Genomic DNA, 24,463 nt, shown 5'->3' on the forward strand with positions numbered 1-24,463 from the left:
AATTACGCAACAAAGCCCTGTAGTTCTTCGAACTTACTGGTCAGATGATTACTGCTCGTTTCTATTATAAAGAATATATTCTTATGATTTCGAACGATATTAGGTATCTGACCTGCACAAATAATGACTATTCGCTTGTTTAGATTTTCGCAAATAGACAGTGCCATTGTAAGTAGTTGAAGTTCATCCGTTCGATTCAATATATAGAATACTAACCTTACATCTAAGTTACTGATTATAGATATGTCTTGTTTATAGTTCTCAATAGGGAAGTAGTGACTAATTTTATTGGTAATAATTGAGTTGAAATCACTGTCTATATCAGAAAGTAGTGGTGTTATTATTTCCATGGGTATTGAACCTGTGTCATATCAAAATAAACAGTAAGAAATAAATGTAAAAATGGTATTTATTAAATAGATTAGAAGTACCACAAAAAAGTGCAAGTAAATGGCAAGAAAATCCTAACCGAATATATTGTTCAGCTCTAGATTTAGTTTACAGGTAAATAAACCTGTAATGTAAATCAAGGAGAGATTCTCATGAGTAAGTTTTTGAAAAATTGTAAAGAATTCATGAATGATGAAGAAGGTCTTACTGTCATTGAATACGTAATTGGTGCTGCTATGCTCGTATTGGGGTTAACGACAATATTTACTGGTATTGGTACTGCGCTATCAACGAAGCTAAGTACAATCGTTGATCAAATTAGTACCTCATAAGAGTTTACCAAAATGAACTTTAAAAGAGTGGGGCGCCAGAAAGGATTAACTGTGGTGGAATATGTCATTGGAGCTGCTTCACTTGTCATTCTCGCTTGGTTAATATTTTCAGGAATAGCAACTGCTCTAATCAGTAAGTTTCTTTCTATTGTGGCGGGTATCTAAATTAATGATAAGTGAATCTTTAGTGTTTTGGGCATTGCTTATTATTGTTTCGGTATACGATGTTGAGAAACATCGTATACCAAATAAGGTTCTGATTTTATTTTTGTTTTTATACTTTTTATCAGTGTTAAATAGTGGGTTTTCTTTAGATGTATTAGTTACTTCATTTATAGGTGCTGTAGTTCTTTTCTGTTCAGGCTTGATTTTGTATTTTCTGAAGGCCATGTCTGCAGGGGATGTGAAATTATTAGGTGTTATTGGGTTGTATATTGGGTGGGGCTCATTACTTGATGTGTCTTATTACATACTCATCGCTGCCGGAATAATAGGAACATTATATTTACTTTATAATCGAGCCAATAATAGTGAGATGACAGTTAGACGATACTTTGAAGAAAAACTAATGCTAGTTAGCGGGATATCACCTGATATTAAAGGTAAGCCTGTTGTGCATTCTCGGTACTCAAATAAAGTAACCATGCCATTTGCTCCTTCCGTTGTTATAGGTTTAGCGATGTACAGTTATTTTACATAGATCAAACTAAATCACTAATCGATGTGTTGGAGAGGACATATGGATATGAGAGGGATATCTTCCCCGAGCAATTTAAAGCCTCAAATATCAGCTCCAGTGGTACCGACTTCCATCGAAATGCTTGGTGTTCCTGAGGTTGTTGTTGAGAACCTATTGCTCAAGCACCTATCAGCTTACCCTAAATCTGATGTGTTAGATTTGTCTAACTATTTATGTGTTGTTACACATGTCATAGAAAATGGACTAGCCACACTCAGAAATAAATCTCTTATCGAAGTATTTCAACCTACTTCTGCTTTGTCTTTGGAATCGTCTTCTCATAGTCACGTCCGTTATTCCTTGTCAGAGAAAGGCTTAGAAGAGGCCGACCTTGCATTCAAACGAGATGCTTATTTAGGTCCAGTTCCTGTTTCTCTTAAACAATATACTGAAATTGTAGAGCAACAAGATTTAAGGGCGGAACTTGTTACTCGTCCTGATGTGGAAGCTGCATTGAGTGATGTTTACGGCGTACAAAAAATGATCTCGGTGTTAGGGCCTGCAATAAATTCGGGTAGGGCGCTGTTGTTGTATGGGCACGCTGGGACAGGTAAAACTTTTGTAGCGTCTCGTATCGTGAACGCGCTTCATACTTCAGTTTTTATCCCTTATGCCGTTTACGCGTTAGGGAATGTCATTAAGGTTTTCTCAGCTCAACATCATACCCCGTTAGATCGTAATGGCAGTGAGCAGACCGTTTCTCTCCGAGATCAATACGATAAGCGATGGCTCAATTGTGAACGTCCTAATATCCAAGTGGGTGGGGAACTCACCATGGATATGCTTGAGGTCAATCACTCCGAGCACAATCGCGTTTGGTTAGCACCTTTACAAATGATGGCTAATAACGGCATTTTTGTTATTGATGATCTGGGGCGCCAACCCATGCCAGTGGATGCTTTGCTCAACCGCTGGATCGTACCAATGGAATACTTCTTTGATCACCTGTCATTACCGAATGGGCAACAAATCACCATGCCATTCGTTTTAACGCTCGCATTTTCTACCAATTTGAATCCTGAAAAGATCAGTGACCCAGCCTTTCTACGTCGCTTGGGCTACAAAATAGAATTCAAGCCTCTGAATCAGCAAGATTATGAAGCTCTGTGGGTGAGCGTAACTGTTGATAAAGAGATAGAGCTGCAAGATGGTTTCTTTGAGCGTTTGTCTCAAATGCATACGCTGCACAAAGTACCGCTTTTCCCTTGTTTACCGAAAGACCTTGTTGGTATTAGCAAAGATATTCTTTCGTTTGAGCAACTCCCACCCGTTATCACATTCGACATTCTAGCCATGGCATGGAAAGTCTATTTTACCTCTGATGGACACGAGGAAGAGAATAATGAATAAGAGTCAAGTTTTCCTACTGTTTTTACTGTCCGTAGTATTCGGTTTAGCCGCTGTATTTTTCGCTAAACAATGGATGGACAATCAAGTTCAACCGACGATTGAAGTCGAGCAAGTTGAGCGTCATCCGGTTGTAGTGGCATCTCAAGAAATTGAAGCTGGAACCATAATTGAAGAGCAATATTTAACAACGAAGTTGATGGAAGTTGATTGGATCAATGAAAACAACTATTCGGATACAGCGGAGCTTATCGGAAAAGTAGTCGCCAATACTATTTATTCCGGAGAGGTGCTTCACAAGTTACGTTTTACTGTGCCAGGAGAGGGGTCAACACTTGCTGCTCTCATCCCTGAAAATAAACGTGCGGTAACGATACGTGTTGATGATGTTATTGGTGTGGCCGGTTTCTTATTACCGGGGAATAAGGTTGATATTCTCAATACCGTTTCTTACGGAAAAAATTCTGCAGCGACTCAAACGGTATTAAAAGATATTAAGGTTTTAGCCGTCGACCAAACGGCTAAAACGAAAGAAAACAGTCCGATTATCGTTCGTGCGGTAACACTTGAGATGACGCCAAAAGAGGCGGAGAAGCTTCTCACGGCTAAAAGCAAAGGTAGTATTCAGCTGACCTTGAGAAATCCACATGAAGTAGAGAAAAAAGTGGTTCGTCGATATGTGCCTAGACCAAGTGTCACCATTATCAAATGGTACAGAAACATCTAGTGTGCGCGTCAAGGATTGAGGTGAGATATGAAAATATTATTAGCGTGTGTTTTTAGCCTGCTTTGTTTTTCGGCAGCCAGTGTTGCTGCACTACAGACGGGAAAAACGGTCACGGTTCCACATCACAAATCTACGCATGTGGTGCTGTCGGGAAAAGCGGCGAAGGTTTCTCTTGGTGATCCTGAAGTCTTAGACATTGTGATTTTGAAATCTAATGAGTTGTTCTTAATTGGTAAAAAATTAGGGGCGACAAATTTGATGGCTTGGGATTCGCGAGGTCAGTTGATTGAGTCGATTAACATCGAAGTTACCCATGATCTTAATAGCTTAAAGTCAAAGCTATACGAGTTTCTTCCTGATGAGACGATTGAGGTTCATAGTGCGCAAAACCGTTTGCTGTTAAGTGGGCAAATCAGTAATCAACAAAAAATGAATGTGGCGATGCGAATTGCCGAAACTTATGCGGCAGGACAAGCCGCGGATGATGCTAAAGAGAGTGGTAGTGAGCAAGCAGCCGCAACGGGTGTGATCAACTTGATGTCTATTGGTGGCGCACAACAAGTTATGCTTGAAGTGACGGTAGCCGAGGTTCAGCGAAGCTTAGTGAGAAAGTTCGATGCTAACTTCCATTTCTTCCAAACCAGTGGTTCTAACTTTTCGTGGGGCGCTTCATCAGTCCCTGCCGGTGTATTGGGCGCAACGCCAATTTTTGATATTCCAACCTCTACCGACTACGGAATTCTAGGTTCTTTCATCGATAGTAATACCTTGTTTACTTTTGCTCTTGATGTCGCGAAGCAAAACGGTGTGGCTAAGGTATTAGCAGAACCTAACTTAACCGCATTAAGTGGTTCTAAGGCTGAGTTTTTAGCGGGTGGTGAATTTCCTATTCCTGTTCCCGACGACGATGGAATTACCATAGAGTACAAGGAATACGGTGTCGGCTTGAAATTCATACCTACCGTACTCAGCGATAAAAAAATCAATCTTAACCTAGCGGTTGATGTGAGTGAGATAGCTAACAGCAGTTCATTGACTATCGATCCTGGGTCGACGAATGCGACTTATTTTATCCCACCAATCACACGTCGAAGCGCTTCTTCTACGCTTGAACTTGCTGATGGTCAAACTATCGGTATTGCAGGGTTGTTGAGTGAGAATGTTCGAGATGTTAGTAACAAAATGCCGGGTATTGGTGATGTACCGATTTTAGGTCAGCTTTTCAATAGTCAGGAATACATATCGGGTGAAACCGAGCTTGTCATTCTTGTCACACCTCGACTCGCCAAGCCGGTGGATAGAAGTAAAATTACACTGCCAACTGATGCCTTTGTTGATCCTAATGATCTGGAATATTACTTATTAGGTAGAAGTGCTTACATTACTGAGCCTTCTGATTCTGAAGACAGCAGCAATACAAATTCAGACAAAGGAATCGCGCCAACTGATGGTGGTAGTGAAGGTTCATTTGGTCATGATTTATAAGGAGATAGATATGATTAGAACAATGATGGTCTTTCTCGTCATTCTATTAGCGGGTTGCGCGAATGACGCACCTTTGGGTCAGTCGGTTGCTAAGCTGCAAACAGAACAAACGTACAACCCTAATGCGACTCAAGAGAACTTACAGGTTTTACCTGATGGTACTGGGGAACGCATGCAAGCTGGCTACGATAAGTATGTGGGTAAAGGTGATGAAGAGCTTTCCGGAAGTAGCAGTCAGGTTTTAAAGAGCGTTAATTAGTTTGGAGGTACTTTATGTTGTATCAAGTATCAAGAACACCTAAAAAACAGGGCGGGTTGGTGGTCATATTTGTGACCATTGCGCTGTTAGTTTTCCTAGCTGTATCTGCTTTAGCGGTGGATATAAACCATATGTTAGTGAATAAAACTCGCCTGCAGAATGCGGTTGACTCAGCGGCTTTAGCAGCAGCGACAATTTTAGATAGCAGCAAAGATCAAACCGCGGTATCAACAGAAGTTACATCAACATTAAATGCAATGGCGGGATCTTCTGGCAATCATGAATTTGATTTTTCGACTGCTGTAGTAACCGTAGAGTACTCGAATGATCCGCAAGATTTTGTTGGAGTGGCAACGTTCGGCGCTGATGACGATGTTTATGTGCGAGTCAATGTCAGTTCATTGGATATGGATGAATTTTTTATTCAGATGTTTGGCTTGGCCAAAAGTGTATCTGCAACCGCTGTTGCAGGGCCAAGTTCTGGTCAACAAGTCGTAAACAACATTGTACCGATTGGAGTGTGTATTGGTGATGGAACCTCAGATAATGATGTAAATGAAGATGGCTATCACGATACTACTGGCGCGGAAATTACCAACGTATTTGGTTATGAAGTCGGTAGTGTTCAGGCGCTTAAAGTCGGGGACAAAAAGCTGTCTCAGATGGGGAATGGTAACTACCACTTGCTGGACTTTGGATCTGGTGGGAGCACAGTTAGAGAAGCTTTGGCTGGATACTATGATTACTCAGTTGCGATTGGCGATGATGTCACAACTAAGCCCGGAGGAACGGTTGGCCCTACAGGTCAAGGGCTGAACACTCGTTTTGGTGATTACGGTGGAGGATTGGCGAGTTCAGATTATCCTTCCGATTACGTAACGACAGAACCTAGTTCTAAAATTACGATAGACAGCAAAACGGGCGATATAGACTTTGATGGTTCTTATACCTATGCGCAATATGAGGCCGCTACAAACGCATGCATTGTTAATAACGGTTCTGGTTGCGTTTCCGGTGGCACTGCATGGCGACGTATCCTCCCAATTCCTATGGTCGACTGTTCAGGGAAAAGTGGTGGAGTAACCACTTTTACTGTTGAGAAAATAGGGTGTTTCTTCTTATTGCAAAAAGCGCCAACAAACAATTCTGGCACGCCTGCTGTGTTTGGTGAATTTATACACTCTTGCAGTGTCGCTGGTGGCTCTAGTGGCTCAGAGTCATCCACTGAAGGTCCATATACGATTGTGTTGTATAAGGATCCTGATGGAGAGGGGTCGTAGTTATGAATAGTAAATTCAAAAAACAGCAAGGTTTTGCTGCGATTGAAATGATGATTGCGACGCCGGTGTTACTGTTTTTCTTGGTGTTGGTTCTTGAGCTGGGAAACATTTTAATCCACTACAACATCATCTCAAAATCTGTTCAAAATGGGGCCCGTTATGCGGTTACTGAGGTTTATGGAACACAAGGTGGAACAGTAGCGCCTACTGCAGAAATTCAAAACATAGTGGTTTATGGGAAGAATACAGTCGGTACTGCAATACTCTCGAGCCTTGTCACTTCTGATGTGACAATTACCCCTCCTTCTGGCGATAGTTACGTGCGAGTAACGGTTAATTACAACTATGTTCCGCACTTTTTATCTATCCCATTTTCATCGGAAAGTTTATCGGTTCCTTTGAGCGTATCGTCCGTGATGAGGGTTTTCTGATGAAGTTAATCAAGAAACAAAACGGTTTAGCCATCATTGAGTTTACGATTGTTTCTTGGTTGATATTCTTGCTGATTTTTTTGATTGTTGCCTTAGGGGCTTATGTATTTTCCCTGCAAATAGTGAACGAAGCGACAAGAAAAGCAGCAAGGTTAGCCACCGTTTGTTACGTGTTGGATCGAGATAATATTGCAGGGGTTGTTGTAGAAGATATACCCATATTAGGCTTTAGTGATAGTAATTTGGAGGTTGCGTATTTGGATGCTGCAGGCGCTGAGATTACTTCTGATCTGGAAGCAAACCTGAGTGCGATTAAGTTTGTACGAGCAAGAGCGACAGGTTATGGCATTCAACTGATCAGTAACCTAAGCTTTTTAGGAACGAATGGTTTTTTGGCTGCACCTGCATTTGAGACAATTTTACCGTCTGAGAACTTAGGTGTGATAAGAGCGAATTCAAATACTAGGACAAGATGTCCGAAACAAATACAGGGTGAGTAGCATGGGCGAAGCAATTGACATTTTACCTAATGAAGACGATGCGATTCGCCTTAAAACTAACTTGAATGTATGGCTGATTTATAACAATGAGAATTTTCACGCTCATATGAGACAGCAATTGAAACGTTGTCGAAACGTGCATATTGAGTCTTTTTCTTTGTTAGGTATGACTGAAGAGTATGTGAAGAATATTGATGCCCCAGATTTAATCTTTGTTGAAGCAAGCGGTGGCTGGGCTCAGAAAATGGTGGATTTGCAAAGCTACAATCTTCAGTTAGAAGAGCATGATTTATCTTTGGTTGTGTTTGGTGATGAAAGTGACAATGGGTCATTAAAAATAGCGCTAAGACTCGGTGCTTCGGATTTTCTGTCTCACGATATATCTATTTCTGGTCTTCTCCCCTTACTAAAGAAAACAGCGGCAGAGAAAATCGAAAACTCTAGCTACGGAGAAGTGTTCTTATTTATCAACACTAAAGGTGGTATGGGGGCGACAACCTTAGCGCTCAATACGGCCGTAGAAATAGCAAGTTATCATCCGAATGAGGTGCTGTTGCTCGATATTGACCTCCAGTTTGGTGTCATTCCTGAATATTTGAATATCACGCCGACCTACAGCATCTCAGATGCTATCGATAGCTCCAATGACTTGGATGAGATGTCTTTGAGTAGCTTAGTGAATAAGCACACATCAGGGTTACACGTTTTAAGTTTCAAGCATGAAAATAACGCAGATGATTATGAACATGCTCAGAAAATCGGGAAGTTACTGCCCGTATTACGTCGCTTCTATCGCTATATTATTATCGATTTTTCTCGAGGGTTGGATCATATTTTTGCATCGGCTATCTCTCCTGCGACTAAGGTGTTACTTGTTGCTCAACAAACCTTGGTTTCGGTTAAAAATAGTAATCGATTAATTCGAACGCTCAAGTTTGAGTACGGGTTGCAGCAGGACTCAATTGAGATCATTGTGAATCGTTATGAAAAGCGACAAACCATCAAGCTAACAGACATAGAACAAACCGTTGGAAAGCATGACATCCATTTAATGCCTAATGATTTTAAGGTGGCTCTTGAGAGCGCCAATTTAGGTTTGCCGTTGGTTGAATCGAAGAAAAAGAGCTCGATTACACGGTCGATTATTGATTTGTCTCATATCCTTTCTCCGCCAGAACAAGAAGAGAAAGGTTGGCTTAAAAAAATATTTTCATAACACGTTTGTTACAGCATATATGAGGGATCGTTATGTTCTTTAAACGAAAAAATATTAATCCGGAGTTTGAAAAGAAAGTAGAACAGTTTTCCCAAGAGGAAGACGGCGTTGTATCGCCCCTCATTCAAAAAGTAGCTAACGTATCTCATGAAGCTAAGAGTTTAGAGGCGAGTGAAGAGCAAGAGAAGTCGGTGAATGAGGCGAAAAAAGTCTTAGAGCAAGAATTGTCGATTAAACACTACTTTCATAAACAACTACTTGAAACATTAGATTTGGGGCTACTTTCTAGTTTGGATAAAGATCGCGCCAAAGTAGACCTTCATGAAGCGATCGTTCAGTTAATGGCGGATGACCAAAGCCACGCATTAAGTGCTGAGGGGCGTAAGCGAGTCATCAAACAAATTGAAGATGAAGTATTCGGCCTTGGTCCACTTGAACCATTATTAGCCGATAAAACGGTGTCCGATATTTTGGTCAACGGACCTAAAAGTGTTTATGTCGAACGCCGAGGCAAATTAGAAAAAACACCGTATACGTTTTTAGATGATCGTCACTTAAGAAACATTATTGACCGTATCGTAAGTCAGGTTGGACGCCGGATTGATGAAGCGTCGCCGATGGTGGATGCTCGATTAGTTGATGGTTCACGAGTGAATGCCATTATTCCTCCTTTGGCCTTAGATGGCCCTTCCGTTTCTATACGACGTTTTTCTGTAGACAGCCTAACCATGGATAATCTGCTGGAATACAAGTCAGCCTCTCCACAAATGGCAAAGTTCATTGAAGCTGCAGTAAAGGGTGAGCTCAATATCCTTATTTCTGGTGGTACAGGTTCAGGGAAAACGACGACGTTGAATATTTTTTCTGGGTTTATTCCTAGAGATAAACGGATTATTACCATAGAAGATTCCGCAGAGTTACAACTGCAACAGCCACACGTGATTCGTTTAGAAACACGCCCAGCAAACCTTGAGGGTAAAGGTGAGATCAGTCAGCGAGAGCTGGTAAAAAACACTTTGCGTATGCGACCTGACCGTATTGTGGTCGGGGAGGTGCGTGGTAGCGAAGCTGTCGATATGTTAGCGGCAATGAACACGGGTCATGATGGTTCACTTGCCACGATTCACGCGAATACACCTCGTGATGCTCTAAGCCGTGTTGAGAATATGTTCTCGATGGCGGGTTGGAATATTTCAACGAAAAATCTCAGAGCGCAGATTGCTTCTGCTATTCATTTAGTGGTTCAAATGGAGAGACAAGAAGACGGTAAGCGTCGGATGGTCAGTATCCAAGAGATCAATGGGATGGAAGGAGAGGTCATTACTATGTCTGAGATCTTCCACTTCCAGCGTCAAGGTATAGACGAGAATGGCAATATCATAGGTTATTACACTGCAACAGGCGTGGTACCTCAGTCTCACGACCAGTTAGTTAAGCGTGGTCTTGATTTGCCGTTTGAGCTCTTTACTGAATCACATAGTTGAGGAGCCGATTATGGATAACGTAACTGTATCGTTGGCCCTATTGTTTGTCGCAGTGTTGTTTATTTCGCAAGCCTTATTATTGCCAGCTGCCGGGAAAAAAGCCAAGCACAAAGAGTTATCTCGTCGCTTAAAAGAGACGCAAAGAAATATTGATGAAGAGAGCTTGTCTCTCTTAAAAGAACATTACAACAAAGAGTTATCACCACTCGATCGGAAGTTGATCGTTATTCCTTTCTTTGCCGATCTAAAGCGCATGCTTGAGTTAGCAGGTCTCAAGCTCACATTAAGCCGCTTCTTATTAATCGTATTTTTGTGCGGAACGTTATTGGCTTTGATTGCTTTGGTTTTCAATCAGGTGTGGTTCATTTGTGTTGCCGCTTTTGTCTTTGTTTGGGTTGTTGCTTATCTGTTTGTTCAAAACAGAGTGACCTACAGAATGGCAAGGTTTGAGGAGCAGTTACCAGACGCCTTAGACATCATAAGAAGAGCCTTACAAGCGGGTCAGCCATTAGTTCAGTCTTTTAATGAGGTTGGCGAAGAGATGCCAGAGCCTATTGGGGTTGAGTTTAAGAATACTTATAACTTACTGAACTATGGTTACGACTTAAGGCTCGCTATTTTACAAATGACAGAAAGAGTACCGACGGTTTCTATGTTGGCTTTTTCAAGTGCGGTCATGCTGCAGAAAGAAACGGGGGGTAATCTCTCTGAGAATCTACAAAAAGTATCTGAAGTATTAAGAGCCCGCTTTAAGCTAGAAAGAAAAATCAAAACCCTTTCAGCTGAGAGTCGACTTTCTGCTTGGATACTGACGCTTTCTCCTTTTGCCCTATTTTTCGGTCTTAAATTCGTAAACCCTGAATACATCGAACCTTTGTACAGCGATCCTAGAGGTATATCTATGGTCAGTGTCGGCGTGATTTTGTTGGCGATTGGGGCATTGTGGATAAGAAAAATAATAAATATCGAGATATAGATTATGGAATTCTTTGATTTAGAAGTATGGAAACAAACACTCTCTGAGTTCGGTATCAGCAGTCAAATTCTGCTGTACGGAATGATTCTGCTTACCACTATGCTACTTACTCTTACTTTAGGGTTTCTTTTTGTTGGTACTCGTTCCCCGTTGGATAAAAAGTTAAAACAGATTTCCGGAGGGAATCATACTGGTAGTCGCAAACCTTATGACTTTACCAATACTTTGGAGTCGCTGACGCCATTTATTGGCCGAGGGAACAAAAAAGATAACGAAACGTATTCAGAAAAGCTAATGCATGCTGGGTACCATGAAAAAAGTGCACTCTCGGTATTTTACGCCTTCAAAGTGCTTTCAACTTTGATAGGGTTTGTTTGTGCATTCACAGTGTTTTATTTAGACATAGGTGATAGTTATAACAACTTGCTGATTGTGACGTGTATTTTTGTCGGCACATTCTTACCTAATTTTATATTGAGTAAAATGCAAAAAGAGAGACAGAGAAAAATCAGAAACGGTGTCCCTGATGCTTTAGACCTTTTGGTGGTGTGTACGGAATCAGGCCTTGGTTTTAATGCTGCACTAGGGCGTGTCGCTAACGAGTTATACATTTCACAGCCCGAACTTGCCGATGAGCTAGATACTGTGTTTGCTAAAATTCAAGCGGGTGTCACCATGCCAGATGCTTTGAGTCAACTTGTAGAAAGAACGGGGCTTCGTGAGTTGGAAGGGCTTGTTTCTTTGCTCTCGCATGCTTCAAGAATGGGGGGCAGTTTAGCTCAAACCTTACGTGACTATACCGAAGATTTTCGAGACAAACGCCAACAAGCTGCGGAAGAAATTGCAGCAAAAATCCCTACCAAAATGCTATTTCCCATGTTGTTGTTCATTTGGCCTTGCTTCTTTATCGTTGCTCTTGGGCCCGGAATGATGATTGTAATGGATGCACTGACATCTCCAGGAGCGAGTTTATGATGCGAATGAATAGAATGGTTTTACTTTTACTGCCGTTAGTAATTCTCGGTTGCGCTTCTTCTGATGAGCCTACCAATCAGTTTGATGCCGAATTGTATTCGGGGAAGCCAATTGACACCTTAACCAGTGACGATCCGCCGGTCAGTGAAAAAGAAGCAATCATGCGTGGTGATGTCGCTTTGAGAGACAACAACATCGATTTAGCTCTTTATGAGTACATCCGATCTCTGTCTTTTCCTGAACAAGAGTTTCACGACAAAACGCTATTTACGATCGGTCGAATTCACTCATCGAGAGGTAATTACGCTCTCGCTGAAAAAGCGTATTTGGCGGCATTAGATTTTAACCCTGCGCATACTGAAGTATTAGAGCAGTTAGGTGTTTTATATACCAAACAACGTCGTACAGATGAAGGTCGAAGCTACTTCTTTAAAGCGATCAATGCAGACCAAGTTCGTTTAAAAAGCAGTGAAACGATTAAAAACTACCAAGCGTTAAGTCAAAGTGAAGTGGCAGGTTTGAAAGTTGACAGTATGTCTCCTGCTTTGGCTTACATGGGAATCGGAGTCTTGGAAGATGTAGAAGGTAAACATCAGATAGCCCAAGAGTATTTTAAAAAGTCGCTGACTATCGATAATACTTCAGTGAAGGCTCTACTGAACATGGGTTACTCCCATTACATGTACGGCAACTACAAAGAAGCGTATCAATACACTCGTTCGGCTTTAGAGATCGAACCTAACAATGAGAAGGCTCAGAATAACCTTGCTCTTATTTATTTGGCATCAGGTGATGTGAAAAAAGCCATAAATGTTTTTATGCGTCATATGGATGCGCCGGAAGCTCTGAATAATGTCGGTTACTTTTTAATTATTCAAGGTCGACCTGATGAAGCGATTCCTTACCTGCAACAAGCCATCGACAAAAAACCTTCGTATTACAAAATCGCCAATGAAAACCTAAATCGAGCCTTAGCTGAGGTGAGAGAAATGAAAGCGAGCACACCAATATAGTATTGTTCTGTGAAGAGTTACTCTCCTTATGGTAAATAGCACAAATGAATTAGCCCCTGATGAGTGTCCTTATCAGGGGCTAATATTTGTCACTCAGTTTTGTATCTAAAGTTGGGTATCTAAGTACTTAATTATAAATAGTTAAGCATCGCACCAGCTGCGATAAAGGTACCAACTAAACCTACAATCGGCATCTTCACGGTTTTCAGTAGCCAAACACCAACAATGATCAGAGCGAAGTCTATGCCGCTGCTCACTGCGCTTGTGAAGATGGGTTGGTATAGAGCTGCAAGTAATAGACCAACAACTGCTGCATTCACACCTGTAAGCGCACCAGCAACTAGAGGCTTACTCGCAATTGCCTGCCAGTTCTTCAGTACACCCAGTAACAACAAGAAGCCTGGCAAGAACACGGCAATTGTTGCGAGCAGTGCGCCTGTAATTGGTGCCGATGGCATTAAGACATAACCGAGGTAAGTCGCTAATGTAAACATCGGGCCAGGAACCGCTTGCGCAGCAGCATAGCCTGTTAGGAAAGTATCTTGAGACAGTTGGTCGCCAATACCATTCTGTAGCAGCGGAAGAACCACGTGACCGCCACCGAATACCAAACTGCCTGCTTGGTAAAATAACCCAAACACTTCGATGCCTTGAGAATATGCACTGAACAGAGGTAAACCAACTAATAGTGCTATAAAAATAACAAGCGGAGTTATGGATATCTTATGTGTCGAAGGCGTTGTTTTTAAGTCTTGTGAGGTTAAAAATTTGCTGCCAATGATTGCTGCAAATAGGAGCACTAAGACTTGAGGCCAGATCCCAGGAATCAAAAGTAGAACAATAGCGGTGATCATACACAGTGCTGTTGCTACCTTTGATTGGCAAAAGTTTTTGTACATGCCGAAAGTGGCGTCAGCTACAACCACGACCGCGAGCAGCTTAAGTCCGTGGATGATTGAAATGAAAAGCGGCGCTTCCAACAACTGGTTGCTCACTAAGGCCAATATCAACATTAGGATGACAGAAGGGGAGGTGAAGCCAACAAATGCGGCAATCGCACCGGTTAAGCCACCTTTTTTATAGCCAACTGCGAAGCCAACTTGGCTTGAGCCTGGACCCGGTAAAAATTGACTGAGGGCGACAATTTGCCCGTACTCTTCGTCGGATAACCAATTCAGTTTCTCAACAAAGGTTTTACGGAAGTAGCCAATATGTGCCGCTGGTCCACCAAAGCTAATCCAGCCAAGCCAGAAAAAGGTTTTAAAAATTGAAAGCATGATCGATTCCAGATAAATGTTTAGCGTAATTTAGGTGGAGTTGAACTATGATTCAAATTAATTGTTTTAATTATAACTATGAATAATATGGGATTGGTTTGTGGCTGATTTTAACTGGAAAGGAATTGACCTTAACTTATTGATTGCACTGCAAGCTCTATATAAAACAAACAGTGTTAGTAAGGCGGCAGAACGTTGTTATGTCAGCCAATCAGCGATGAGTCATAGCTTACAAAGATTGCGAAAGCTGTTTGATGATCCTTTATTTGAACGAGTTGGTAGCAAGATGGAAGCGACCGATCGAGCCATTGAATTATCAAGCACCGTTGATGCGTTGCTTAATACTATTCAATCCGAAGTTCTGTTGTCCAAAAGGTTTGAAGTTGATAGTTATAAAGGAAGTTGGAAGATCGGACTTACCGATTACGCAGAACAGATGTTTGGCCCAATGATCTTTGATTTTATTAAACAAGCTTCGCCAAACTCTCAAGTCGCATTTCTTAACGTTAATCGAACCAATTACCAGCAGGTATTTGAAGAGGCTAAGCTAGATATTGCGATCGGCAGTTTTGGTGAAGTGCCTAAATTGTATGGCACAGAACTTCTCTACACCGAGCAACATGTTTGCTTGCTAGATGAATCAGTGTTGGATGTTGAGTTGCCTATGTCACTGCAATCATTTGTCTCTGTGGAGCACGCCTTAGTGTCTCCTAGTGGTGCCTTAAAAACGGCAGTTGATACTAAATTGTCTGAGTTGGGCTACACTAGAAAAGTGGCAATTGCATCAAGCAACTTCTTAACGGTAAAACGATTGATCAGTGGCAGAAAGCTATTGTGCATTGTGCCTAAGTTAGTCGCTAGAAATGCCCCTAATGTCGATAGTTCACTGATAGCCGTCACTCCGCCGATAGACGTCCCTGATTTTGATATACAGCTTGTTTATCGTAAGGGAAAGCAATTAGACGACAAGAATTCTCACTTGAGGAAAGTGATCTCCCAATCGGTTGAGATTGTCATTGCTGTTGAGTGATTGGTGGTGAGTTCCTTTGGAGGTTCTCGCCTATCTTCTAAGCAAGTAACCTATCAAGTGCCAAAGAGCGATGACCATTAGTGCGCCGATATAGCCGTCAACAGCGTAATGCCATGCCAAATGTACCGACCCAACCTGAATAAAGAAGGCGTAAATCCACGCTATGTAACCGAGGTTCTTATTCAATTTGAATGATGTCATCGCAATCAGAACGGATATGGTTACATGCATGCTGGGCATGGCTGAGATGCCAGTCCCTATATCTCCAATACCTCCAACGTAGCTTGCCCAAAGCGCATCTTGAGTACTGAGTGCCCACAAAGACATAAAGCCACGTTCAGTGAGTTCTGCGCTCTGCATGTTTAATCTTTGCATCAAAGGAAGATACAAATCTTGGTCATTGAAGTGACTAATAAAAACAGGGCCTGCTGATGACAGAAGGGTCGCCATTATGTTCCCAATGATAAACCATGAACTTAAGAATGTGAGTAAAAACTGGTTGCGAAGTTGGTCATCTTTACGGTAAATGACAAAATAAAGCAGCATTCCCCATATGATAAAAAACCACAAGTTGTACAAGATGTTGATGGCGAGTGAAGCTATTGAATTCGGTAAAAAAAAGTGGGTGATTTCCCAAGGTGAAATGCCAAAGTGCAACCATTTATCTAAATGGTAAAAATCGAGATCTAAAAAATATGGATTGAGGTAAGGAATGACTGATTTTAAGAAGGTATAGCTAGAGAATGAGATGTTTAAGACGAGCATTAATAAAATAAAGTAGATCGGCTTTGATACTGGAAACAACAGAGTTTTGATTTTATTGATGAATTGTTTAGTGGGTCTTTTTTCTCGATTGAACAATAAATGGCAGTAGTAGTATGTCGCCCATAAAATAAAGGTGACGTAACAGACCGTGGCTAAGATCTCTAAGTAGGTATATATGTTGTATCGAACTTCATGAGGCACGAAATAATTAACAACTAACGTTAACGGTGTCGTAAATGCAACATAATACAAAATCAGTTTGTTTCTTCTGAATTCATGAAGTAAAGACGATAACAAGTTCGAGCTTTCTTTTTGAGGAACGGGTTTGGCGCTTGTCGTCTCTGAATCCATATAGCCCTTCATCAAGATTTCCTATCATGATTAAAGGTTAGTTCATTTGAGCTGGTTTTCTACTTTTCAACCTTGTGTCTGGGGTAAAAATAAACGAAATAAATCCTTCCATTTTTCACAACCCGACTATACTTAATTTACGACTCAAAGCAGTCGTAAAGAATAGGCTTTTTGATTTACCTAAGTAAAAAAATTGGTTATATCTTCATGATATAGCTTAAAAAACTACCAGGCTAAACGGACTTAGTTGGTCTTAAAGCGCTAGCTCCCCCTAGCGCTTTTTCTTTTATATCGATTCTGGCAAAAGGGTCTGAATCCTTTTTAGCAGTTGCTCGATCTCTTGTTTTTCATAGTGAGCCGTCACCTTAGGTTGGCTGCTTTCTCTTGGGAGTAATGCCGTTTCGATATGGTGCTGCAGTAAGGCATCTTGTGAGTTGGCGTTGAGCTTCTCTGCAAGTACCACAGCTTGTCGGCCAATCGTAGTGAAGTCCTGTTTGATGGTGGTCAGTGGTGGATTAAAAAATGCACTGTCGTCGATGCCATCAAAGCCGACGACCGCAACCTTGTCAGGGACTGGAATTTGCAGTTCTTGCAGCGCACGTAAAGCACCTAATGCCATCTGATCACTTGCCACTAACACGGCATCAAATACGGCTTGTTTAGCGACAGCTTCTCGAACGCCAAGATAACCACTTTCTGCTTGCCAGTTTCCTTGATATTGGTACTGCACCTTACTTTCTGCATCTGATAACGCGGCTAACCAACTTTGATGACGAATCTTTGAGGCGCTGGATTCGTTTGGGCCAGTGATCAGCAGGAATTCCGTTCGTCCGCTCTCAAGTAGATGTTGAGCCGCCAGTTTTGCTCCTTCCGCATGATCACCGCAAACATAGTTCACTTGGCTGTTAGAAGGGACATCAATGAAGATTAGGTTGAGGTGCTGATACTGCTCCACTAACAATTCTGCATCGGCACTCTTTAAAGGCACATTCAGAATAATGCTGTCGACCTGTTGAGCCATCAGTTCACGGATTGCCTCACGGGTGTTCGCGAGATTGGGCTCGGAAACAACAGAGAAAGCGACGCCATAACTCATGTCATGAGCTTGCATTCGCACGCCATTTGCGATCATTGCTGCGCCATGTAGTGCCATATCGAGAGTGACTAAACCAACGCTGGTGGACTTGGCTCGACTGAGCATTTGAGCACCTTTATTGGGTACATAACCAAGGTGCTTTATGGCGGCGTTAACCTTGTTGCGGGTGGATTCCGCGACGTCTTGTGAGCCATTAGTTACTCGAGATACTGTCTGGGTGGATACCCCTGCCAGTTTTGCTACGTCTTTGAAGGTGATACTCATCGCTCTGCTCATCGAATATTTTAGAGTGAAATAAGACTACCGAAATTTACCAAACTAAACTCTGCTCACTCTCAAATAAATGTCTTTTAAAACATTAAAAATGTTTCCGGAAACAGTCGATCTTGTGCAAGTTTTTCGAATGTTAAAGCCAATTTACATCACGATTTTGTCGATATTGGATACTAATCTAGCGTGATGGGTTCACTATTATTTCTATATTATGTTTACGAAAACAATAGAGATTAGTAATGAACGAATTTATTCATTTAAAGAGTAAAAATCATAGTTTGATCATTAAATCAGGGCGTGTTCCAGAGGTTTTGCATTGGGGGGCAAAGATCGCAAGTATTGATGAAGATCTTCTTCTTTCGACAGAGAGGCCGATTTCTCAAGCTCGACTTGATGTGGATGTGCCACTTTCTCTTTGCCCTGAGTTAGGTAGTGGACACTTTAACGCTCCTGGCATTGAAGGTCATCGAGAAGGACTTGATTGGGCTCCCGTCTTTAAGACCGTTCGTTATGACGCTCAAGATCAAGAAGTGAGTTTTTTCCTTGAAGACAAGGTTGCTCTATTGGAGCTTAAGGTTGAGATCAAACTGGATTTCGAATCTGACGTTGTCCAAAAGCGTGTAACCGTCACCAATAACGGTAGCAATAAATACTACCTGAACAAGCTTTCTTCCACGTTGCCATTGCCAAATCATGCCAACGAGCTCATGACGTTCCATGGCCGTTGGTGTCATGAGTTTCAAACGCAACGACAGCACTTTGAACACGGTGGCTTCATGCAAGAAAACCGTCGTGGTCGCACATCTCACGAAAACTTTCCGGGGATGTTTGCAGGGACTCAAGGGTTCTCAGAGCAACATGGTTTGGTGTGGGGATTTCATTTGGGTTGGAGCGGTAACCACCAAATGCGCGCCGATGTTCGTAGTGATGGTCGCCGTTTTGTTCAAGCTGGTGAGTTGTTACTTGCAGGCGAATCCATTCTCGAATCTCAAGCAAGCTACGAAACGCCTTGGTTGTTTGGTTGTTACAGCAACTCAGGTTTAAATGGCATCGCGCAACGCTTTCAGCAATTTGTTCGCGACAACATTATTCAATTCCCAACCGATAAACCTCGTCCCGTTCACTTGAATACATGGGAAGGGATCTACTTTGATCACAAGCCTGACTACATCATAAAGATGGCAACGGAAGCGGGCGTGATGGGTGTTGAACGTTTCATTATTGATGATGGTTGGTTTGTGGGGCGTGATGGTGAACGTACCGCACTGGGCGACTGGTATTTGGATGAGGTGAAATATCCAAATGGCTTAGAGCCTGTAATTGAACATGTAAACCAACAGGGTATGGAGTTTGGCCTTTGGGTTGAACCTGAGATGGTAAGCCAAGATTCTAATCTTTACCGAAATCACCCTGATTGGGTGCTTGGTTTACAAGGCTATCATCAACCGTCTGGTCGTTGGCAATACGTGTTAGACCTACAAAATGAAGCGTGCTTTAACTACTTGTATGAACGCCTTAATGCGCTTTTGACTCGATACAACATCACTTACCTTAAGTGGGACATGAACCGAGAGTTGGTTCAACCTGGGCATCAAGGTAAGGCTGCGGTGCATGGTCAAACGAAAGCGCTATACCGCCTTGTTGATGAGTTGAATCGAGCGCACCCAGAAGTCGAGATTGAATCTTGTTCTTCGGGTGGTGGTCGTATCGATTTTGAAATTCTAAAACGAACCCATCGTTTCTGGGCATCAGATTGTAATGATGCCTTAGAGCGCCAAGCCATTCAGAAAGGCATGAGTTACTTCTTCCCGCCAGAAGTAATGGGAGCGCACATCGGCCCAGCAGAATGCCACTCAACAAATCGTCGTCACAGCATCAATATGCGTGGTGTAACTGCACTCATGGGGCACATGGGAGTTGAGCTTGACCCTGTTAAAGAGTCACCGGAAGAGAAACAAGCATTCTCACATTACATTTCACTGCATAAGCAATTTCGTCATGTTTTGCATTCTGGTCGTAGTTTCCGAATGGATCCTTCGGACAAAAATCAGAACATTTATGGCGTTGAAAATGACGATGAAATGCTGATCACCGTGTGCCAATTAGCTATGCCTGAATATGCTCTGCCTTCGCCACTTCGTATTAGCTGCGTGGAAGACAACGCGATGTATCAAGTGAAGTTAGTGGACATGCCAAAAACCAGTTTCCAGTTGATGAAACAACGCCCTCAATGGCTCGACAAAACGTTAACCCTGAGTGGCGATAATCTCAAGGAAATTGGATTGACCTTACCGATTCTAGACCCAGAGTCAGCCTTGATTGTTCATCTGAAAAAGATATGAAGCGCTAACTCTGAGTACCCCTACAAATAAAATTCTAAATATAAAAATATAATCGGCAGCGAGGAATTGCTGCCGCAATAACTAAACTTAAGGAAAACAAAATGTCTATTACAGTTCTGCTGTCATTCTTGTTATTTACTGGTTTTGTTGTCGCGTTTACCTACAACAAAGTTAAAAATGACAAGAACACCTCACAAGACGGTTTCTTTCTCGGTGGAAGAAGCTTAACCGGTGGTTTGATTGCCAGCTCCCTAATTTTGACCAACTTGAGCGCGACTAGCTTTGTTGGCATGAGTGCACAAGCTTATACCCACAACATGAGTGTCATGGGTTGGGAAGTGGCGTCTGGTGTCACCTTAGTAATCATCGCTCTGATGCTGGTACCGCGTTACCTCAAGCAAGGGATCACGACGATTCCTGACTTTCTAGAGAGTCGTTACGACATGTCGGTGAAGAAGTTTGTGACGTTACTTTTCTTGTGCCAGTACGTCATCAATATCTTGCCAACCACACTTTATGCCGGTGCCGTTGTTCTCGGTGAGATCTTTGATGTTCAAGCTCTGCTCAATATTTCAGAGTTCAGCTCTATTGCCCTAATTTCAGCAACAATCGGCCTACTTGGTTTCTTTTACGCGATTTATGGTGGACTCAAAGCGGTCGTGATTGCCGATACTATTAATGGGGTTGGTCTTATTATTGGCGGCTTGATGATCCCTGTTTTTGGCTTGATGGCATTAGGGGAGGGCAGTTTTGGTGCTGGCTTAGATACGCTGTTGTACGCTGCGCCAGAGAAACTGCAATCGGTTGGTACAGAGACCGATCCACTGCCGTTCTCAACCTTGTTTACCGGTCTTTTACTTGTGAACCTTTACTACTGGGGTACGGATCAATCAATCATCCAGCGTGCGTTGGGTGCTAAGAACTTAAAAGAAGGCCAGAAAGGGGTGATTCTTGCGGGGGCAATTAAGGTTATCTCTCCGTTGTTCCTAATCATTCCTGGCATCATTGCATTCCACATGTTTGGCGCAGATGCTGGTAATCCAGACACCATGTACACGCGCTTGGTAAACGAAGTCTTGCCTAAACCATTAGTCGGTTTCTTTGTTGCGGTGATGTTTGGCGCCATCCTAAGTACATTTAATGGTGTGCTTAACAGTTCGACCACTCTGTTTGCATTGAATGTCTACAAGCCTTTGTTTGGTCAAGGTAAAACGGATGAAGAGTTGGTGGGTAAAGGCCGTATCTTCGGTGTTGTGATCGCGATTATCTCTGTGTGCATTGCACCGTTCATCATGTATGCGCCTGAAGGCCTGTTCCAATACCTACAGATGGTAGCGGGCTTCTTCAGCGTGCCAATTTTTACGATTGTGTTTGTGGGCTATGTCTCTAAACGTGTACCTGCTGTGGCGGCTAAAGTTGCGCTGGTGGTGTTTGTAAGTTCATACGCTGCGATGCAGTTAGTGTTCAAAACGCCCATTCACTTCTTACACCAACTGGCGATTCTGTTTGTTGTATGTACGGCGCTGATGTTCATCATTGGCTACTTTATGCCACGTGAAGATGATTATGTGATGCCTGTGAATGAAAACATTGATGTTACGCTTTGGGCGTTCCGTTTCGAAGCTTCAGCGATCATTCTTTACATGGTGCTAGGCGCTTATGTGATGTTCTCTGATGTTGGTTTTGTCTCGGATGATCCAACCATCATGCAAGTGTACGGTGTATGTGGCATTGTAATGTTGTTCGGTATTGCAGCACGCTTAGCAAAGCGCAAGAAAGCCGTTGAAGCTACGGTCTAATTTTCCTAACTTAACTGCTAACTGCTAACTGCTAACAGTTTGATAATTAGAGTTAATCATGGTTTGAAAAGTAAAAAGATCATCATAGGCTAATTACTGTTAAGACTAATAGTTATTAACACTCATAGCTCTCAATCTTAGTAAGAATTAACGCCAACAAAAAAGCCGCACCATCAAATGATGGTGCGGCTTTTCTGTATTTGGAGACAGTTATGTTGAGCGATAACCGTTAACCAGAATTTAGACTCCTAATTACGCTAGGTCGTCTTTGCCTTCGATAAGTGCGTGGTGGCTAACTGAACCCGCAGTACGTGCAGCTAGGTGTGGTACGTAACCTGGATCGTTCATGAAATCTACCGCGGCTTGCTTTGATGGCCACTCAATGATGATGCGAAGTGCAGGTTGTTCTGCGTCGCCTTCAAGGCGTTCGTGGCTAGAAGTGCGCGCTAGATATTTACCGCCGTATTGCGCCACCAGTTTGTTTGCAGGCGCAATGTAATCTGCAACCCATGCGTCTGTAGTGGGTGTGACTTCTAATACTGAGTAGTAAGACATAATGATGTTCTCCACGTTGTGCACTCTGAGCGAGCATGCGCACTTTAGTTATTGGTAGTTATGGATAGTAATTGATAGCTATTTTGCTAACGTTTTGGCTAGCCGATGGAATAATAGTAGTTCGAGAGAACCTGTTTGATAATCCCTACGATTGCAGAATCTTTATATAGGAAATGTTGATAATTCGGCTTTCAAGTAGCCGTTTTTATATTAGATAAAGGGTGAAGAAGAGAGTTGGGTGACTAGAGGCTAGGTGATTACAGGCAGGGCGTATTGTTCGGCGGCAGATAAAGGCTGACAAAGGCAGTACAGCGAAAATAGGGAAAGGAACATCATAGGCCAAATACTATCAGGGCACCTCAGTAGCGATAACTGAGATGCCTAACGTATTGTATTGGCAGTAAATATACCCATGATTAATTATTGTATTTGTTGGGCTATAAAGAGAAGCGAGTCCATTTTCTTGTTCTCCAACGATACGCCATAATGATTCCTCGGAACCATTCATCCATTGCTATCGCCATCCACGCTCCTAACACGCCATAACCCCAATGCACGCCAAGTAAGTAGCTCATCGCAACGCCAATGCCCCACATACTGAGTATTCCCATTTTGATAGGAAACTTAATATCGCCTGCGGCTTTCAAGCAAGAGATGAAAATCAAATTAAATACGCGACCACCTTCTAAAAGTATCGAGCCAGCGATGAGTGCGGCAGTCAGTGCGATGATCTCTGGATCTTGAGTGAAGAGATCCAAAATCTCGAATCGGAAAATATAGACCACGCAGGTAATGCTGATAGAGGCGATGAAACCAACCACAAAATAGCGTTGTACACGGTTGGCTATTTCATCTATCCAACCTTTGCCTATGTAGTATCCAGTTTGAATTTGGCTACCCTGACCAATCGCCAGTGCAAAGGCAAAAGAGAGGCGAGCGATATTTTGCGCGTAGGTAAACGCCGCCAATGAAGAAGTGCCCATTTGCACCACAAAGAAGGTAATGCTGATCTGCGCCATGTTGTAAGAGAGTACTTCTCCCGCATTCATTGAGCCGATCTTAATGATTTTTTGATAGATGGCTTTAGGCACAGATTTGAACTGCTTCATTGGCAGCTCAATACCTTTACTTCTCACCACACCAATCAAGATAAACATGCCGATTAATTGGCTAATCACAGTTGCGGTCGCCACCCCTTGTACGCCGTAAACGGGCAGTCCAAATGGTTGGTAGAGTGCGCAATAGTTTCCGAATACGTTGATAACACCAGCAATCAAATTGATGACCATTGGCGATTTCGAATAACCATGGCTACGTAGAATTGTGGTGAGAACCACTCCTATCGTCACATTGAAGGTTAGTGCGCCACTGATGAATAGGTACTCTTGAGCGTACTGTTCGACTTGAGCTTCCAGTTGATAGAGCGGGATAAAATATTCAGCGCCAAGAACGGCGATAATGCTCAACAACACGCCAGTAACAATGGCTAAGATAATACTCGCTACGCCTACATGAGCGCTCTCTTGGCTACGAGATGCACCGTTGTATTGAGCGATGAGGATGCCTGTGCCACTGCTGACCATGGTGGATACGATGATCAGAAAAAAGGATATCTGAGAGATAACACCAACGGCAGACACGGCTTTGTCTGAGTATCCCGACAGCATGAATACATCACTGGTGTTGAGTGCGGTTCTTAGAAGAACTTCGATAAAAATTGGCCAGGTGAGCGCAACGATTCCCATGCGTTTGTTTAGGGTGGAATCAGCATTAGGCATTTAGGTTTTCTCAAAAAAAAGGGGGAGGCGACACTATAGTTTA

22 protein-coding genes and 2 pseudogenes are annotated in these 24,463 nt (G+C 42.5%); 18 read left to right on the plus strand and 6 right to left on the minus strand.

What is annotated here, in order from left to right; all coding sequences use genetic code 11:
* Positions 1–17 precede the first annotated feature (17 nt).
* Positions 18–350, minus strand: a pseudogene (locus BCT49_RS18170) (helix-turn-helix domain-containing protein); the annotation flags it as partial.
* Between the two features lie 192 nt (positions 351–542).
* Here BCT49_RS18170 and BCT49_RS18175 point away from each other — a divergent pair.
* The 15 genes and pseudogenes from BCT49_RS18175 to BCT49_RS18240 all read left to right on the plus strand — a co-directional run bounded on the left by BCT49_RS18175 (position 543) and on the right by BCT49_RS18240 (position 13,154).
* Positions 543–722 carry a Flp family type IVb pilin gene (locus BCT49_RS18175; protein ID WP_017088257.1) on the plus strand — a complete coding sequence of 60 codons (180 nt, stop codon included), beginning with the start codon at positions 543–545 and terminating at the stop codon, positions 720–722.
* Between the two features lie 12 nt (positions 723–734).
* Entirely contained in the window at positions 735–887 is a 153-nt protein-coding gene (locus tag BCT49_RS25935) for a hypothetical protein (protein ID WP_017108790.1), read from the plus strand.
* Between the two features lie 4 nt (positions 888–891).
* Positions 892–1,422: an A24 family peptidase gene (locus BCT49_RS18180; protein ID WP_102437210.1), complete on the plus strand. Its 531-nt coding sequence runs from the start codon at positions 892–894 to the stop codon at positions 1,420–1,422.
* 39 nt (positions 1,423–1,461) lie between these two features.
* Entirely contained in the window at positions 1,462–2,811 is a 1,350-nt protein-coding gene (locus tag BCT49_RS18185; protein ID WP_102437212.1) for an AAA family ATPase, read from the plus strand.
* A pseudogene (gene cpaB, locus BCT49_RS18190) lies at positions 2,804–3,554 on the plus strand (Flp pilus assembly protein CpaB). The gene BCT49_RS18185 and the pseudogene cpaB overlap by 8 nt, the downstream one beginning before the upstream one ends.
* A gap of 8 nt (positions 3,555–3,562) precedes the next feature.
* Positions 3,563–5,020, plus strand: coding sequence for a type II and III secretion system protein family protein (locus BCT49_RS18195; protein WP_102437214.1), 1,458 nt, complete (start codon positions 3,563–3,565; stop codon positions 5,018–5,020).
* Positions 5,010–5,279, plus strand: a complete 270-nt coding sequence (locus BCT49_RS18200; protein ID WP_102437216.1) for a hypothetical protein — start codon at positions 5,010–5,012, stop codon at positions 5,277–5,279. Before BCT49_RS18195 ends, BCT49_RS18200 begins: the two co-directional genes overlap by 11 nt.
* 14 nt (positions 5,280–5,293) lie before the next feature.
* Positions 5,294–6,559 (plus strand): Tad domain-containing protein, encoded by a 1,266-nt coding sequence (locus tag BCT49_RS18205; protein ID WP_102437218.1) that lies wholly within the window; start codon positions 5,294–5,296, stop codon positions 6,557–6,559.
* Positions 6,560–6,561: 2 nt separating this feature from the next.
* On the plus strand, positions 6,562–6,990 hold the full coding sequence (locus tag BCT49_RS18210) for a TadE/TadG family type IV pilus assembly protein (protein ID WP_065110856.1): 429 nt from the start codon (positions 6,562–6,564) through the stop codon (positions 6,988–6,990).
* Positions 6,990–7,490: a TadE family protein gene (locus BCT49_RS18215; protein ID WP_017076274.1), complete on the plus strand. Its 501-nt coding sequence runs from the start codon at positions 6,990–6,992 to the stop codon at positions 7,488–7,490. The genes BCT49_RS18210 and BCT49_RS18215 overlap by 1 nt, the downstream gene beginning before the upstream one ends.
* Position 7,491: 1 nt before the next feature.
* Complete coding sequence (locus tag BCT49_RS18220) at positions 7,492–8,706, plus strand: AAA family ATPase (protein ID WP_017076273.1); 1,215 nt, start codon at positions 7,492–7,494, stop codon at positions 8,704–8,706.
* A gap of 32 nt (positions 8,707–8,738) precedes the next feature.
* On the plus strand, positions 8,739–10,190 hold the full coding sequence (locus BCT49_RS18225) for a CpaF family protein (protein WP_102437220.1): 1,452 nt from the start codon (positions 8,739–8,741) through the stop codon (positions 10,188–10,190).
* A 10-nt stretch (positions 10,191–10,200) separates the two neighbouring features.
* Positions 10,201–11,166, plus strand: a complete 966-nt coding sequence (locus BCT49_RS18230; protein WP_102437222.1) for a type II secretion system F family protein — start codon at positions 10,201–10,203, stop codon at positions 11,164–11,166.
* A 3-nt stretch (positions 11,167–11,169) separates the two neighbouring features.
* Positions 11,170–12,141 carry a type II secretion system F family protein gene (locus BCT49_RS18235; RefSeq protein ID WP_102437225.1) on the plus strand — a complete coding sequence of 324 codons (972 nt, stop codon included), beginning with the start codon at positions 11,170–11,172 and terminating at the stop codon, positions 12,139–12,141.
* The gene (locus BCT49_RS18240) at positions 12,138–13,154 is read left to right on the plus strand and encodes a tetratricopeptide repeat protein (protein WP_102437227.1); all 1,017 of its coding nucleotides are present in this window, start codon (positions 12,138–12,140) and stop codon (positions 13,152–13,154) included. Before BCT49_RS18235 ends, BCT49_RS18240 begins: the two co-directional genes overlap by 4 nt.
* Before the next feature lie 131 nt (positions 13,155–13,285).
* On the opposite strand, the gene chrA is transcribed toward BCT49_RS18240, so the two are convergent.
* Positions 13,286–14,431, minus strand: coding sequence for a chromate efflux transporter (gene chrA, locus BCT49_RS18245; protein WP_102437229.1), 1,146 nt, complete (start codon positions 14,429–14,431; stop codon positions 13,286–13,288).
* A 100-nt stretch (positions 14,432–14,531) separates the two neighbouring features.
* Between chrA and BCT49_RS18250 the strand changes: the two genes are divergently transcribed.
* Positions 14,532–15,461: a LysR family transcriptional regulator gene (locus BCT49_RS18250; protein WP_102437231.1), complete on the plus strand. Its 930-nt coding sequence runs from the start codon at positions 14,532–14,534 to the stop codon at positions 15,459–15,461.
* Between the two features lie 30 nt (positions 15,462–15,491).
* Here the strand turns inward: BCT49_RS18250 and BCT49_RS18255 are convergent, their stop codons facing one another.
* Complete coding sequence (locus tag BCT49_RS18255) at positions 15,492–16,589, minus strand: phosphatase PAP2 family protein (RefSeq protein WP_102437233.1); 1,098 nt, start codon at positions 16,587–16,589, stop codon at positions 15,492–15,494.
* 274 nt (positions 16,590–16,863) lie between these two features.
* Positions 16,864–17,937, minus strand: a complete 1,074-nt coding sequence (locus BCT49_RS18260; protein WP_102437235.1) for a LacI family DNA-binding transcriptional regulator — start codon at positions 17,935–17,937, stop codon at positions 16,864–16,866.
* A 248-nt stretch (positions 17,938–18,185) separates the two neighbouring features.
* Here BCT49_RS18260 and BCT49_RS18265 point away from each other — a divergent pair, with 248 nt between their 5' ends.
* Together BCT49_RS18265 and BCT49_RS18270 are read left to right on the plus strand one after the other, a co-directional pair.
* Positions 18,186–20,288 carry an alpha-galactosidase gene (locus BCT49_RS18265; RefSeq protein WP_102437238.1) on the plus strand — a complete coding sequence of 701 codons (2,103 nt, stop codon included), beginning with the start codon at positions 18,186–18,188 and terminating at the stop codon, positions 20,286–20,288.
* A 101-nt stretch (positions 20,289–20,389) separates the two neighbouring features.
* Positions 20,390–22,087, plus strand: a complete 1,698-nt coding sequence (locus tag BCT49_RS18270; protein WP_102437240.1) for a solute:sodium symporter family transporter — start codon at positions 20,390–20,392, stop codon at positions 22,085–22,087.
* A gap of 252 nt (positions 22,088–22,339) precedes the next feature.
* Here the strand turns inward: BCT49_RS18270 and BCT49_RS18275 are convergent, their stop codons facing one another.
* Entirely contained in the window at positions 22,340–22,642 is a 303-nt protein-coding gene (locus tag BCT49_RS18275) for a DUF1330 domain-containing protein (RefSeq protein ID WP_050647949.1), read from the minus strand.
* A gap of 437 nt (positions 22,643–23,079) precedes the next feature.
* Positions 23,080–24,420 (minus strand): MATE family efflux transporter, encoded by a 1,341-nt coding sequence (locus tag BCT49_RS18280; RefSeq protein ID WP_102437242.1) that lies wholly within the window; start codon positions 24,418–24,420, stop codon positions 23,080–23,082.
* Positions 24,421–24,463: the final 43 nt, after the last annotated feature.

Source organism: Vibrio lentus (assembly GCF_002875945.1).
GTDB lineage: Bacteria > Pseudomonadota > Gammaproteobacteria > Enterobacterales > Vibrionaceae > Vibrio > Vibrio apostichopi.